Source organism: Acinetobacter sp. YH12046, from assembly GCF_013419905.1.
GTDB lineage: Bacteria > Pseudomonadota > Gammaproteobacteria > Pseudomonadales > Moraxellaceae > Acinetobacter.
In genome coordinates, this window is sequence record NZ_VOZF01000017.1 from 33,423 (window position 1) to 47,729 (window position 14,307).

11 protein-coding genes and 1 tRNA gene are annotated in these 14,307 nt (G+C 43.7%); 8 read left to right on the plus strand and 4 right to left on the minus strand.

Translation table 11 applies throughout. From position 1 onward, the window contains the following. From thrS to FTU03_RS10655, 3 genes are all read right to left on the minus strand, one after another. Window positions 1-1,923 (minus strand): threonine--tRNA ligase, encoded by a 1,923-nt coding sequence (gene thrS / locus FTU03_RS10645; protein ID WP_004783592.1) that lies wholly within the window; start codon window positions 1,921-1,923, stop codon window positions 1-3. A gap of 227 nt (window positions 1,924-2,150) precedes the next feature. Further along, complete coding sequence (locus FTU03_RS10650; RefSeq protein WP_179992976.1) at window positions 2,151-3,317, minus strand: alanine racemase; 1,167 nt, start codon at window positions 3,315-3,317, stop codon at window positions 2,151-2,153. Between the two features lie 12 nt (window positions 3,318-3,329). Next, window positions 3,330-4,613 (minus strand): D-arabinono-1,4-lactone oxidase, encoded by a 1,284-nt coding sequence (locus FTU03_RS10655; RefSeq protein WP_179992977.1) that lies wholly within the window; start codon window positions 4,611-4,613, stop codon window positions 3,330-3,332. A gap of 241 nt (window positions 4,614-4,854) precedes the next feature. Between FTU03_RS10655 and FTU03_RS10660 the strand changes: the two genes are divergently transcribed. Then, the gene (locus tag FTU03_RS10660) at window positions 4,855-6,498 is read left to right on the plus strand and encodes an acyl-CoA synthetase (protein WP_179992978.1); all 1,644 of its coding nucleotides are present in this window, start codon (window positions 4,855-4,857) and stop codon (window positions 6,496-6,498) included. A 278-nt stretch (window positions 6,499-6,776) separates the two neighbouring features. Here FTU03_RS10660 and FTU03_RS10665 read toward each other — a convergent pair. After that, window positions 6,777-6,863 (minus strand) — tRNA-Leu (locus FTU03_RS10665). 167 nt (window positions 6,864-7,030) lie between these two features. Between FTU03_RS10665 and queA the strand changes: the two genes are divergently transcribed. The 7 genes from queA (at window position 7,031) to secD (ending at window position 14,307) form a co-directional block, all read left to right on the plus strand. After that, entirely contained in the window at window positions 7,031-8,065 is a 1,035-nt protein-coding gene (gene queA, locus FTU03_RS10670; RefSeq protein ID WP_179992979.1) for a tRNA preQ1(34) S-adenosylmethionine ribosyltransferase-isomerase QueA, read from the plus strand. Window positions 8,066-8,083: 18 nt separating this feature from the next. Continuing rightward, on the plus strand, window positions 8,084-9,112 hold the full coding sequence (locus tag FTU03_RS10675) for a hypothetical protein (protein ID WP_179992980.1): 1,029 nt from the start codon (window positions 8,084-8,086) through the stop codon (window positions 9,110-9,112). Window positions 9,113-9,137: 25 nt separating this feature from the next. Next, a complete protein-coding gene (locus FTU03_RS10680) occupies window positions 9,138-9,707 on the plus strand; it encodes a LemA family protein (protein WP_179992981.1) in 570 nt (189 codons plus the stop codon). A gap of 111 nt (window positions 9,708-9,818) precedes the next feature. Further along, window positions 9,819-10,673 carry a DUF4303 domain-containing protein gene (locus FTU03_RS10685; protein WP_179992982.1) on the plus strand — a complete coding sequence of 285 codons (855 nt, stop codon included), beginning with the start codon at window positions 9,819-9,821 and terminating at the stop codon, window positions 10,671-10,673. 122 nt (window positions 10,674-10,795) lie between these two features. Then, the gene (gene tgt / locus FTU03_RS10690) at window positions 10,796-11,926 is read left to right on the plus strand and encodes a tRNA guanosine(34) transglycosylase Tgt (RefSeq protein ID WP_159123075.1); all 1,131 of its coding nucleotides are present in this window, start codon (window positions 10,796-10,798) and stop codon (window positions 11,924-11,926) included. A gap of 100 nt (window positions 11,927-12,026) precedes the next feature. Then, window positions 12,027-12,356, plus strand: a complete 330-nt coding sequence (yajC, locus tag FTU03_RS10695) for a preprotein translocase subunit YajC (RefSeq protein WP_004783613.1) — start codon at window positions 12,027-12,029, stop codon at window positions 12,354-12,356. Window positions 12,357-12,408: 52 nt separating this feature from the next. Then, window positions 12,409-14,307, plus strand: coding sequence for a protein translocase subunit SecD (gene secD / locus FTU03_RS10700; protein ID WP_159123076.1), 1,899 nt, complete (start codon window positions 12,409-12,411; stop codon window positions 14,305-14,307).

The window sequence follows — 14,307 nt, forward strand, 5'->3', positions numbered from 1 at the left end:
TTACTCCACAATGTACCGGCCGCGTTCGGCAACGGCTGCTTTTACTAAGTCAACGAAAGCATCGATTGACATAGTACCCAAATTTTTTCCTGAGCGGGTACGGACATTCACAGTACCTTCCTCTACCTCACGGTCCCCAAGTACCAATAAGTAAGGAATACGCTCTAAAGTACGTTCACGAATCTTAAAGCCGATTTTCTCATTTCTCAAGTCAGAAATTGCACGAATTCCGTTTTCTTTAAGTTTCGCGACGACTGACTCACAAGCCTCGGCTTGAGCATCAGTAATATTCATGACACACGCTTGCACTGGTGATAACCAAGGTGGCATAAAGCCCGCGTAGTGTTCAATCAGTATACCAATAAAACGTTCGAAACTGCCAAGAATTGCACGGTGCAACATCACAGGCTGATCACGATCGTTGTCTTCAGTAACATAAGAGGCATCCAGACGTTCTGGAAGGTTGAAGTCACATTGAATGGTACCACACTGCCAGATTCGGCCTAAGCAGTCTTTCAATGAGAATTCGATCTTCGGACCGTAGAATGCACCTTCACCTGGTTGTAAATCCCAATCTAGGCCAGCAGCATCTAAAGCATCTGCCAAAGATTTTTCTGCCATATCCCAAAGTGCATCATCACCCACACGTTTTTCAGGACGTGTAGATAACTTCATTTGTACTTCTTCAAAGCCAAAATCTTTGTATACGTCTAGTGTCAATTTGATAAAGTCTGCAACTTCAGTACCGATTTGTTCTTTAGTACAGAAAATATGCGCATCATCTTGGGTAAAACCACGTACACGCATGATGCCGTGTAAAGAACCCGATGGCTCGTTACGGTGACATGAACCAAACTCCGCTAAACGGATTGGAAGATCACGATATGATTTTAAGCCCTGGTTGAACACTTGCACGTGACAAGGACAGTTCATCGGTTTTACAGCGTAGTTACGGTTCTCTGAATGAGTCGTAAACATGTTTTCAGCATAGTTCGCTGCGTGACCTGATTTTTCCCAAAGCGTGAAATCCACCACTTGTGGTGTACGGATTTCAAGGTAACCATTTTCTTGCTGAACTTTACGCATGTATTGTTCAAGCACTTGGTAAATGGTCCAGCCGTTTGGATGCCAGAACACCATACCTGGTGCTTCTTCCTGCATATGGAACAAGTCTAAGGCTTTACCAATTTTACGGTGATCGCGTTTTTCAGCTTCTTCAATACGCTTGATATAAGCTGCGAGCTGTTTCTTATCCGCCCAAGCTGTACCATAAATACGTTGCAGCTGTTCGTTTTTCGCATCACCGCGCCAGTAAGCACCAGAGATTTTAGTCAGTTTGAACGATTTTAGGAATTTGGTATTTGGTACGTGCGGACCACGGCACATATCCAGATAGTCCTGATGGTAGTACAGGCCCATTTGAGTTTCTTCAGGCATGTCTGCGATCAGGCGCAATTTGTATTCTTCGCCACGTGCAGTGAATTCTGCAATCACTTCATCACGCGGAGTCATTTTTTTCACGACGTCATAGTCTTGATCAATGAGCTTTTTCATACGCTCTTCAATCGCAGCCATGTCATCTAAAGTAAATGGACGTGGCATCCAGATGTCATAGTAGAAACCTTCTTCAATGACTGGACCAATGACCATCTTTGCTTCTGGGAACAATTGCTTAACGGCATGACCCACCAAGTGTGCGCAAGAGTGACGAATAATTTCGACACCTTCTTCATCTTTAGGCGTGATGATTTGTAAGGTTGCGTCTTCAGTAATCAGATCGCACGCGTCCACTAGACGATCGTTTACACGACCTGCAACGGTATTTTTTGCAAGACCAGGACCGATGCTTTGAGCAACTTCCATCACAGATACGGCGTGATCAAACTGTTTTTGATCGCCATTTGGCAAAGTGATAATTGGCATATGAAATCCTTAAGGAGTGATGCCCCGTACCATGGAGCATGTCACCGCGAGATTATGATCGAGGGAGAACCTCAAAAGATAAAAACGGTGGATAAATAAAAAATCGCCTAGAATTTTACACGGCTTGAGCCAATGATTAAACCTTTTCCCTAATAAAAATAGGATTTATCACCAAAAAGTTCTTTTGAGCTGCAATGAGTTAAGATCATTATTCACTCAAGAATTATTTATTCTCTAAAGGTTTGCCACGCTTCAAATTGCCTTTCAGCATAGACATACAAGTGAGAAAACTGGGGAATGATGGCTTCACTTTGGGTCGGCCTTAAAAACACATAATCATCAACTTTCAGTTCGCAAGATTTCGGTACCAGAACCATTTCCTGATTGCTACTGCGTCCATATAAAACATGCAGCTGGCTTTTTTCTGGAAAATAATAGTCCGCCTGCCAGTAGCCACCATAAATAAATAATGCTTTATACTGATGCGGTAGATAATTAAATACTTCCAGACCGGGAATCTGGCCATAAGGCAGCACTTTTAAAATTGGTGTGGCAATCCACAAGGCACATTTTAAAGCAGAGAGATTTTTCAGATCGAAGTCACTGGGTTTAAGTAGCATGGAACCAAAAGCCAGATCATTACAAACACTCTGCTGGCAATGCTGCATAAAGGTCGGACTGCCGCCACCATTAAAACATAGGTTTTCATGCCATAAATCAGGAAATTGCTGCAGCGTCATCTTGAATTGTTGATAAATCTGCTGTGATTGCTGATAACTTTTTTCAAGTCTTTTGAGAATCTTTGGCAGTTTGGCTACATGCGCATCATAGCCCATTAATCCGGAAAATTTTAGATTCAGAGGATGCTGCTGAATCAGCTTGAGTAGGGCTACAAACTGTTCCTGACTGCTTACTCCTCCGCGATGCAGCCCCACATCAATTTCAATATTTATATTCAGGCAGAAATTCAGGTTTTGGGCGAGTTGCAGATACTGCTCCAGCCGTGCCTGACTATCGATCAGCCATTGAATATTTACTTGAAGATTTAAGCCCTTTTGACCAAACAAGCTCTGATAAAAGCGCTGCGCTGCATGAATCGGCATCGGTTTACCGAGCAGAATGTCCGCTTGCTGAAATGCTCCGATAATTTCCCGAAGATGTGGCAGATGAAATACCATAAAACGCTGGGTATTCAGCTTTTCACTAGCGAATTGAAGCATTTCGGTACTGGCTAGAGATTTCACCACCAGACGTGGCTTTAACTGCACAGGGAGCTTCGACTGCACAACATTCAGATTATGCTGATATTGCGCCAAATCCAGAATCAGTTGTGGTGTACCTGTACCCTGCTGTTTTAGGTCTTGAGTCAATTGCTGAAAATAAGTTGATCGCATCTTTTACTCCTGCTACTTAGCCAGAAACAGTTGTTTCAAGTAGAGATTCAGCCATTTTTTCTGCGGATCTAGTTGCTGACGTAGCGCCACAAATTCAGGCCATTTTGGATATAAATCACGCAGTGATGCAGCATGCATGTTATGCAATTTCCCCCAATGCGGTCGCCCCTGATATTTCTGAAAAATCGGTTCCACTAGATTAAAAATGACGTGATAATCCTGCTTATAAAACTGATGGATAGAAATTGAAACTGAATCCCGCTGATAAAACGGACTGAGCCAGATGTCATCCGCTTTGACATAACGAAACTCGATCGGAAAGAACATCGGCACACGATGCTGCCTTAAACAATGCAGCACTTCTTCCAGACACTGCAAGCCTAGTTCGACCGGAATCTGATATTCCATTTCATTAAATCGGGTATTACGCGGTGTGGGGAAAATCTGACTGGACCAATCCACAAAACAGGTCGGTTTGACAAAAACACCGAGCAGCTTTTGCAGATAAGGATTGGTAGACGGCAATAACCGTGTCAATTCCGAGCACAACATTAATAAACTATCTTCTGATGGCCAGCTTTCTTTTCTCGGCTGAATGCATTCATCCGTTTCATCCAGCGTTTTCAGCATGACCTGATCAGCATGCAGAAAAGCCCAAAACTCAAGATGTCGATGCTGATGTTTCCATTGATCGATATTGGAAAATATGTCTTTTAATGAACACAACCGGATCTGTTCTTTTAATTTATAAAGCGGCTGATTTTGCAAGGTGATTTTGGTGAGTATTCCAAGACTGCCCAGTGCTACCCGCCCTGCCTGAAAAATTTCCGTATTTTGCTGCTCATCACATTGCAATAATTCGCCATCTGCAGTCAGTAATTCAAAGCCTTGAACGAAAGCAGATAAACACGGCAAATCAATTCCCGTGCCATGCGTACCGGTCGAGACTGCACCCGCCAGACTTTGCTGATCAATATCGCCTTGATTGATCAAAGCCTGATTAAGAGGGGCTAGATATTCACCCAACTCATATAAACGCGTACCTGCCTGTACAGTACATTGAGCTGTCGCTTCATCTGCATCTATCACGCCTTTGAAATGATCCAGACGAATCAAGACCTCATCGGTTTTAGCTAGTGCACTGAATGAATGTCCTGCACCCACCACACGAATCTGCGCATGTGACTTCACCAGATTTTGCAATTCATTAATTTCTTTAGGCTCAAAAATTTGAGGAGAACTGTACTGGCTTCCTGACCAGTTGCGCCATGTTGCATCCGCCTGTTGTATTTTCATTATTATTCCTTGGCTGAGGCTATATTTAACACCCATTTAGAGTAAAATACCTAAAAAGGCAAATATGGGAACCCATAGGTTCAAAAAAATCGGTGCTTAAAAATAATTTTATTAATATTCAATTATTTAAATTTTTAAAATTATACATTCGCACTCGACTAAAGCATAACTGCAAGACTTCCAAGAATTGCATATCTTTTTTAACAGGATATGAAAAATAAATATAGAACGGAGTTTTACAATGGTTAAGGCATACGATGAATTACCGCGCACCCCTGCCAATTTTGTAGCGCTGTCACCTTTACGCTATCTCGATCGCGCGGCTTATATCTACCCGAATCAAAATGCGATCATTCATGGTAAGCGTCGTATTACCTGGCGTGAAAAATACAATCGTTGCCGTCAGTTTGCCCACCAGCTCCAGAATTTAGGCATCGGTAAAAATGACACCGTTTCAGTTTTACTGCCAAACGTACCTGCGATGATCGAAGCACACTTTGCTGTGCCAATGGCGGGTGCGGTCCTGAATACCTTAAATACCCGTCTGGATGCCAAAACATTGGCGTTCATGCTGGAACATGCTGAGACCAAAGTACTGCTGGTCGACCCAGAATTTTCTGCAGTTGCAACAGAAGCTTTGGCTCTGGTTCCACAGCAAGATATTTATGTGATTGACGTGGCTGATGAGGAATTTGAGGGTGAAGATACCCGTATCGGCCAGATTGAATATGAAGACTGGCTGGCTCAAGGCGATGCCAATTTTGAATGGCATTTACCGGATGATGAATGGAATGCGATTAGCCTGAACTACACTTCTGGAACCACAGGTAACCCGAAAGGCGTGGTTTACCATCACCGTGGCGCCTATATTAATGCAGCCAGTAATATCATTGCCTGTGGCATGATGCCACGTGCCACTTACTTATGGACCTTACCGCTATTCCACTGTAATGGCTGGTGCTTTGCCTGGACCATGGCAGCCAATGGCGGTACGAACGTCTGTTTACGTAAAGTTGATCCGGAACTGATCTTTAAGCTGATTGCTGAACATAAAGTGGATTATTTCTGCGGTGCGCCAATTGTACTATCGATGCTGATCAATACCCCTGAAGAGAAAAAGACCAAGTTTGATCATCGTGTCGAAGTGATGGTAGCCGGTGCTGCGCCTCCTGCTGCAATCATTGAGGGCATGCGCAATATCGGTATTAATGTGACTCATGTCTATGGTCTAACTGAGACCTACGGCCCTTCTGCGCTCTGTGCGTCTCAGGCAGGCTGGTCAGATCTGTCGATTCAGGAGCAGGCGCAATTGCATTCTCGTCAAGGTGTACCATATCCGCTGCAAGATGGCATGAAAGTACTTGATCCTGACACTATGCAGGAAGTGCCACATGATGGTCAGACCATGGGTGAAATCATGTTCCGTGGCAACATCGTCATGAAAGGTTATTTAAAGAATCCGGAAGCAACTGCAGAAGCCTTTGCCGGTGGCTGGTTCCATACTGGCGATCTGGCAGTATGCCAACCTGATGGTTATGCAAAAATCACTGACCGCTCTAAAGATGTGATTATTTCGGGAGGTGAAAACATTTCATCGCTGGAAGTGGAAGAAGTGCTCTATCAGCATCCTGCTATTCTCACGGCAGCCGTGGTGGCAAAACCAGATCCTCGCTGGCAGGAAGTGCCATGTGCCTTTGTCGAACTGAAAGTAGGACAAACTGCCACAGCAGAAGAGATTATCGAATTCTGTAAGCAACATCTGGCGCGTTTTAAAGTACCTAAAGATGTAGTGATTACCGAGATTCCAAAAACTTCAACCGGGAAATTGCAGAAATTTATCCTGCGTGACTGGGCCAAAGAACGCTCAACGGGTGAATTTTCTTAATTCATTAACACTCTAGCATCCAGCCCTACTCCTGAAATTTCTTTTTTTAATATTGAGAAAGAAAAATTTGATAAGTAGGGCTTTTTTATATCCAGAATAAAGATAACTAATTTATTTAAGTGACTGAATTTAGAGTGCTGATTAAGGTACTTATTCTAGAAAATACCTTCCCAACTTGAAAAAAGAATGTGATCAATCAATGAGGTTCATATCCACATGCTTATTTTTAGGCAATAAAAAACCCCAAGACTTAATATGCTTGGGGTTCTTCAGAATCTTGGTCCCGAGGGTCGGACTCGAACCGACACGTCATCTCTGACAGCGGATTTTGAGTCCGCCGCGTCTACCAATTTCACCACCTCGGGAGTGGATGACGGCTATATTACTCTGTTTCAAAAACTTGTCAACGCAGAAAAAACACATTTGCCTAATTTTAAAACAATTCTTATTTTTTTGTTTTATAATCGAGCAATTCCCGCCATAAAAAAGAAAAAAGTTTATACTAGCCGCAGTTTTTTTATCGTAAATTGTCATGCAACTTTCTGATTTTAGTTTCAATCTCCCTGATGAGCTGATTGCTCGCTATCCTCTTGAACAACGCAGTGCTTCTCGCCTGTTACACCTTGATGCACAAGGCCAATATCACGATCATCAATTTACCGATATTCTGGATTTATTGAATGAAGGCGATTTGCTGGTTCTGAACGATACCAAAGTGATGAAAGCGCGCCTGAAAGGTAAACGTGCCTCTGGTGGTGCAGTTGAAGTACTGGTTGAGCGTATGATGGATCAGTTCATTGCGCATTGTCATATCAAGGCCAGCAACACACCCAAAGCCGGTGCAGAATTATTTATCGGTCCAGATGAAGTCAAAGTCACTGTTCAAGGCCGTCATGAAAATCTGTTTATTGTCGAGTTTTCTCAGCCGATTCTGGATGTTTTAGACAAATACGGCGCACTGCCAATTCCACCTTATTTTAATCGTGAAGCCGAAGAGATTGATACGGTTCGTTATCAGACTGTCTTCAATGATCCGACTAAATTGGCCAGCGTTGCTGCTCCTACCGCTTCCCTGCACTTCGATGAAGAGTTGCTGAAGAAACTGGAAGAAAAAGGCATTCAGAAAACCTTTGTGACCTTGCATGTCGGTGCAGGTACTTTCCTGCCGGTGCGTACCAATGATATCGAAAATCACATCATGCACAGCGAATGGTGTCAGGTATCGGATGAATCCATGGAGTTGATCAAAGCCACTAAAGCGCGCGGCAATAAAGTCATTGCTGTGGGTACGACCGCAACCCGCGCGACCGAAAGTGCGGCTCAGGCCAATGGCGGTGAACTAAAAGGCTGGACCGGTGATACTCAAATCTTCATCTATCCGGGTTATGAGTTCAAAGTGGTGGATCGTCTAATCACCAACTTCCATTTACCGGAATCTACCTTGCTCATGCTGGTTTCGGCTCTATCTAACCGCGAAAACATCCTGAATGCTTACAAGCACGCGGTTGAATGCAAATACCGCTTCTTCAGTTATGGCGATGCCATGCTGATTGATCAAGCGCAGTAATCAGCAGGAAACCTCCCCATGCCGATCAAGTCTGTGCAGCACTCCATTCATATTCGACGCAAGAAAAATGAAGTGGTGTTTCGCAATATCGCCCGGCTCTGGGATCTGGGTCGTCAGGCCAAAAGCCATCAGGAATTATTGGATGGCTTGCATCCATGGAACGGCCCAATTAGCTTAAAATTTGAAAATAATTTACCGTTTGCTCTGGCCGGAATCGGACTCTTTCTGATTGGCTGCATCTTTGTGGCACCGGCCAATATCTGGATGCAAAGCGGTGTTTTCTTTGGATGCCTACTGGTATTCTGGGCTTATATCAGCTATGAACATCGCCAGCCACTAGATGAAGTCATTCGCTATCTGGAAGATGAGGCGCTCGCCAAAAAATACCAGCTGGCTTTTCAGAAACAGCCACAACATATTTCTATTCCACTCAATCCCCAACATTTTATTAGCCATTTAAAACGTCTGTTCCCGGTATTTAATCAAGGTTCTCTAAGTAATGAGATTTCACGCTATGCCAGCACTGTCTGGGAAGATGAAGATGGTCAACAACATCAGGTTCTGGTCTTTCAATATCATTATGTGCACGAAGTTCAGGTACGCAATAAGGAAGGTCAGCCGGTCAAACTGACCCAGGTACATAAAGACCTTTGGGGGGTATTTGTTTTTGATGTTCAGATTCAGGGGCTAGCCGTGACTACCTCCAGAAAGAAATTTCATTATCCTTATGCTTATCCCTGGCACAGCAGCGACATTCGCACCAACCAGAAGTTAAATTTCTTTGGCAGTGATCCGATGCAAATGGCCAAAATGCTCACGCCTGGTTTTGTACTTCGACTAGCGGACTTTTTTGAACAGCGTCAGGGCGATTTATTGTTTCACCCGGAGAGCCATATGCTCTGTTATCTGGGACCACATGATTTATTTCAGGTATCCAGTAAACACCATAAAATTAACGATATTTCCACATTGCGTGGCCATCTCAGAACGTTTAAATTAATAGAATTGGAAAAGTTACATACTGATCTGACGCAATTTTTAAAATAATTATTTTTTTCTGGGGACTACTTTTATGGGATTTTTTGTTTTTGTCATTATCCCGCTTCTGGTCATTATTGCCATTATCATGATTCGTAACAGCATTGTGCGCCATCATAACTCCACTATTCGTGCATGGTCCGATGTCGCCAACTATGAGCGGCAAAAACTAAAAATCCTGGATGGTCTGCAACCTCTGGTTGAGCAATATTCCAGTTTTGAAAAAGGAACTTTAGAGAAAGTCACTGAACTGCGCCAGAACATTATGAGCCTGAATATTCAGGATGCCGATATTGCCCAGTTACAACGGGTTGAAAACCTGAATAAAGAACTGATGCGCAGCCTGAATGTGGTGATTGAAAACTACCCTGAACTGAAAGCTAATGACATTTATCTGAAAATGATGAATGAAATTGAAGAACAGAATGAAAATGTCGGCGCTGCAATTACCATCTACAACCGCAATGTCGAACTCTTCAATAACCAGATTCAGATTTTCCCGCACAATATTATCAATAACATGTTTCTCAGAAAGAAAGCAGTACGCCCTTTCCGTGACCAGACCGTGACTCAAAACTTTGACTATCGTCCGAACTTTCACTGAGAAAAATCATTACATTTTATAGTTTTTGATTTGCAATACATTGGCTTATGATGCAATAGCGAGAGATAAAGCAATACACTTATAAAAACCCAATAAAAAGAATAAAAAATCATGCTGGATTATTTAGAACACTTGCAACAGACGCTGGTCAAGGAATTTTATCAGCTGTATGACCGCTATCAGGATGACCACATCTATGCCTGTAGTCTGGTCTTTGACGAATTTTTATTGCTGGATGATCTGGCGATTTCCACAGAACGTAGCATTTTTCAGGACCCTGAAGATCCACAGCAATATCTGGCCGAACGGGATCGCTGGAATGTACGAAAATGGCGCTATAAAAGCCAAAGCTCTTCACAATCTGAACTCATGCCTTTTAAAACTTTGCTGGCAGAGTATTTTAAAACCCAGCATAGTTTTGGCCATCCTGTCTTAGCTCAACAAAAACAGCTTCCTGCTACTCACTTGGATTTATTGCTAGAAACTTTTAAACAAGCCAAACGCAAATTATCTGAAGCTTATGGTCTGGATCTAGATTCGATTATTTTTTTCCTCAGCGTTCCGATCCAACCCGAATGTGAATACCAATCTGCACTTGAACTCAATTCCGACAGTCGCTTATTGCAGGACTTTTTAGCTTCCAGACAGACCCTGTCTCAACCGAGAGTCAATAAACGTTTAAAACTCTCACAAAGTGATAAGGATATTCTGATTGATCTGGAACAAATGCTCACGATAGAGCCTTATGACTATCTACAAGTGGCGCAGGATGCCTATTTACTGACGCTGGAATCCTATTTTATCGACAGCAATATCTATATCCAAAAATTGATCCAGCATATTGCTGCCATGGCGGCTGAACCTGATGGTAGCTGTGCCTTGAGCCGGGAAGAAATTATGCAGCGTTTACAGCAATTTTCTGCAAACTTACCTCTTTCACCTGATATTTCCTCTATTCATCGATAAATAAAATTACAGAGTGAATTCTCTACAATGCTGGCGTTTAAGGTCAGAATCAAGGAAAATAGCGCCCTTTAATTCGCATTAGTAATCAGCGAACTGTTTTTTCGCCTTGATTTGGAACTCTTATGAAGTTTGAAAAATTAGGTCAGTCGGGTCGTGCCCGTCGTGGTCGTTTAACGCTTGAACATGGCGTAGTAGAGACACCTGTCTTTATGCCAGTTGGTACTTATGGCACGGTTAAAGGCATGTTGCCACGTGATGTTGAAGGTATTAAAGCACAGATTATCCTCGGTAATACCTTCCACTTGTACCTGCGCCCTGGACTTGAAGTCATCAAGCAGCATGGTGGCCTGCACGGTTTCATGAAATGGGACAAACCGATTCTGACTGACTCAGGCGGCTTCCAGGTCTTCAGTCTGGGTGCAATGCGCAAGATTGAAGAAAAAGGCGTGACCTTCCGCTCCCCAATTGATGGTTCAAAAGTTTTCCTTTCACCTGAAATTTCAATGGAAATTCAGCATACATTGAACTCCGATATCGTGATGATTTTTGATGAATGTACGCCTTATCCAGCGACCCATGAAGAAGCGCAGAAATCTTTGCAACTGTCTTTGCGCTGGGCTGAGCGCTGCAAGAAACATCATCATGATGAACTCAACAATAAAAATGCTCTGTTTGGGATTATTCAGGGCGGGATGTATGAAGACCTGCGTGATGAATCCTTAAAGGGCTTGCTTGGGATTGACTTCGACGGTTATGCAATTGGCGGTCTGTCTGTTGGTGAACCGAAAGAAGAAATGATCAAGGTACTGGATTATCTTCCGAACAAAATGCCGGAAAATAAACCGCGTTACCTGATGGGTGTCGGCAAACCGGAAGATATTGTTGAAGGTATCCGCCGTGGTGTAGACATGTTCGACTGCGTCATGCCAACCCGAAATGCACGTAATGGTCATTATTTCGTGACCGATGGTCTGGTGCGTATCCGTAACAGCCAATACCGTCATGATCAAAGCCCACTTGATCCACATTGTGACTGCTATACCTGTCAGAACTTTACCCGTGCTTATCTGTTCCATTTAGAGAAATGTGGAGAAATGCTGGGTTCTATGCTCGGTACCATCCATAACCTGCGTTATTACCAGCGTTTTACCGAAGATATCCGCAATGCGCTGGATAACGGAACTTTTGATGAATTTGTTCAGGACTTTTACGCTCGTCGTGGCCTGGAAGTTCCACCTTGTCCACAAGATTAATCTTTCAGCATTTGCGCTGAGGAAAAAGACAGGGTAAATTGCAAGAATATGTCAATTTATTATCAAGTTGATCACCAGTTTTTTATTTTAGGAAAATGAAATGAGCCTATTTATTTCGACTGCTCACGCTGCAGGTGAAGCTGCACAACAACCAAGCTTGATGGCTAACCTTTTGATGATTGCGGTTTTTGTTGCAATCTTCTATTTCTTGATCTGGCGCCCTCAATCAAAACGTGCCAAAGAGCACCGTGCTCTGGTTGACAGCCTTGGCGTAGGCAGCGAAGTCGTTTTTGCAGGCGGCTTAATGGGCAAAATCACTAAAATTGAAGGTGATTTCGCAGTCGTTGAGTTGAGCCGCGGTGTAGAAGTCAAAGTTCAACGTGCGAGTGTGATCTCAGTTCTGCCTGAAGGCACTTTAAATAACATTTAATCAAAATTAGTCGTGCTCCCCGCACGACTTTTTCATTTTAAGAAGAAAACGAATGCGTTACCCAGCATGGAAATATGTGCTGATCCTGGTTGTCCTGGTGGTCAGTACTTTATATGCCCTGCCAAGTTTGTATCCAGATGAACCTGCTGTACAGATTTCGGGTGCCAAAGCCGGTACTCAGATTGACGCAGGCATCGTACAAAAAGCAGAGCAGATTTTAACAACTGAAAATATTGCAACTCACGACAATAGCTTTAGTAATAACGCTGCTTTATTACGTGTAAATTCAAGTGAAGCACAGCTGAAAGCCAAAGAAGCTTTACGCCGTGGTTTAGGTGATGAATACGTCGTAGCACTTAACCTTGCTCCAACCACTCCAGAATGGCTACAGAAAATTGGTGCCAAACCAATGAAACTGGGTCTGGACTTACGTGGTGGTGTTCACTTCCTGCTCGAAGTGGATATGGACAAGGCAATTGCACAGCGCATGGACACCTCAGCAACTGACCTGCGTCGTCAGCTGCGTGATAACAACCTGAAATTCAATAGCCTGAATTTAAGCAATAACACCATTGTTGTGCAGTTTGCCAATAATGATGATCGTGCTGCCGTCATGGATTTCTTGCGCCGTAATGGCAATGAATTCAACCAGCAGGCAGTGGCGACTGAAACAGGTTCGACTTTACGCCTCAACTATACCGATACGCGTAAGCAGGAAATCGAATCTTATGCGGTGAACCAGAACTTAACCACTTTACGTAACCGTATTAACGAGTTAGGTGTGGCTGAAGCGCTGGTACAAACCCAAGGTAGCAACCGTATTGTGGTTGAACTTCCGGGTGTACAGGATACCGCAGAAGCAAAACGTGTCTTGGGTCGTACGGCGAACCTGGAATTCCGTCTGGTGTCTGATCTGAATGATCAATACATCGATCCTTATACTGGCCAATTAAGTGGTACAGCTCCAGCAGGAACTCAGGCATTTGCTTATGAATCTCTGGACAGTGGTCGTCAGTTATTGCTAAACCGTAACCGTATTTTGACCGGTGAACGTGTACAAAATGCATCTTCTGGCTTTAGCCAAGATACTGGCGGTGCTGAAGTTAATATTACTTTGGACAGCGCTGGCGGTAAATTGATGGCAGATGCCACACGTAATGCCGTAGGCAAACGTATGGCGGTACTGTTCATCGAGAACAAGCAAAAGATCAGCTACGTAGAAGATCCGGCAACTGGTGCACAAACTGAAGTGCGTACGCCATATACTGAATCTGTGGTGATTAACGCTGCAACCATTCAGGCGGTATTGGGCTCTCAATTCCGTATTACCGGTCTAGACTCACCTCAGGAAGCTTCTGAGCTTGCCTTGATGCTACGTGCCGGTGCGCTGGCTGCGCCAATGTATTTCGTTGAAGAACGTGTGATTGGTCCAAGTCTGGGTCAGGAAAATATTGATAAAGGCGTACTCTCTACTCAAATCGGCTTCATTCTGGTAGCAATCTGGATGGTCGTATTCTTCCGTCTGTTTGGTGTGATTGCCAACTTCGCACTGGTTGTTAACCTGGCGATGATTCTGACAGTGATGTCATGGATTGGCGCTTCCCTCACCCTGCCGGGTATTGCCGGTATCGTGATTACTATCGGTATGGCGGTCGATGCCAACGTACTGATCTGTGAGCGGATACGGGAAGAAATGAAATGGGGCGCCTCGCCGAAACAGGCAATTGTGGCCGGTTATGATCGAGCCTATAACACCATTTTCGACTCGAACTTAACTACCTTCCTGGTCGCGTTCATTCTGTTCGCAATTGGTACTGGTCCAATCAAAGGCTTTGCTGTCACCCTGATGATTGGTATTGTCTGCTCGATGTTTACGGCGATTACCGTAACCCGTGCGATCGTACAGATCATCTATGGCAAAAAACGTAACTTGAAAAAGTTGAGCATTTAG

What these genes read in the sequence shown, in the direction of transcription:
- thrS (WP_004783592.1), bottom strand. Translation starts at nt 1,923, where the DNA reads ATGCCAATTATCACTTTGCCAAATGGCGATCAAAAACAGTTTGATCAC.
- secD (WP_159123076.1), top strand. Translation starts at nt 12,409, where the DNA reads ATGCGTTACCCAGCATGGAAATATGTGCTGATCCTGGTTGTCCTGGTG.
- FTU03_RS10660 (WP_179992978.1), top strand. Translation starts at nt 4,855, where the DNA reads ATGGTTAAGGCATACGATGAATTACCGCGCACCCCTGCCAATTTTGTA.
- queA (WP_179992979.1), top strand. Translation starts at nt 7,031, where the DNA reads ATGCAACTTTCTGATTTTAGTTTCAATCTCCCTGATGAGCTGATTGCT.
- FTU03_RS10685 (WP_179992982.1), top strand. Translation starts at nt 9,819, where the DNA reads ATGCTGGATTATTTAGAACACTTGCAACAGACGCTGGTCAAGGAATTT.
- FTU03_RS10680 (WP_179992981.1), top strand. Translation starts at nt 9,138, where the DNA reads ATGGGATTTTTTGTTTTTGTCATTATCCCGCTTCTGGTCATTATTGCC.
- yajC (WP_004783613.1), top strand. Translation starts at nt 12,027, where the DNA reads ATGAGCCTATTTATTTCGACTGCTCACGCTGCAGGTGAAGCTGCACAA.
- FTU03_RS10650 (WP_179992976.1), bottom strand. Translation starts at nt 3,317, where the DNA reads ATGCGATCAACTTATTTTCAGCAATTGACTCAAGACCTAAAACAGCAG.
- FTU03_RS10655 (WP_179992977.1), bottom strand. Translation starts at nt 4,613, where the DNA reads ATGAAAATACAACAGGCGGATGCAACATGGCGCAACTGGTCAGGAAGC.
- FTU03_RS10675 (WP_179992980.1), top strand. Translation starts at nt 8,084, where the DNA reads ATGCCGATCAAGTCTGTGCAGCACTCCATTCATATTCGACGCAAGAAA.
- tgt (WP_159123075.1), top strand. Translation starts at nt 10,796, where the DNA reads ATGAAGTTTGAAAAATTAGGTCAGTCGGGTCGTGCCCGTCGTGGTCGT.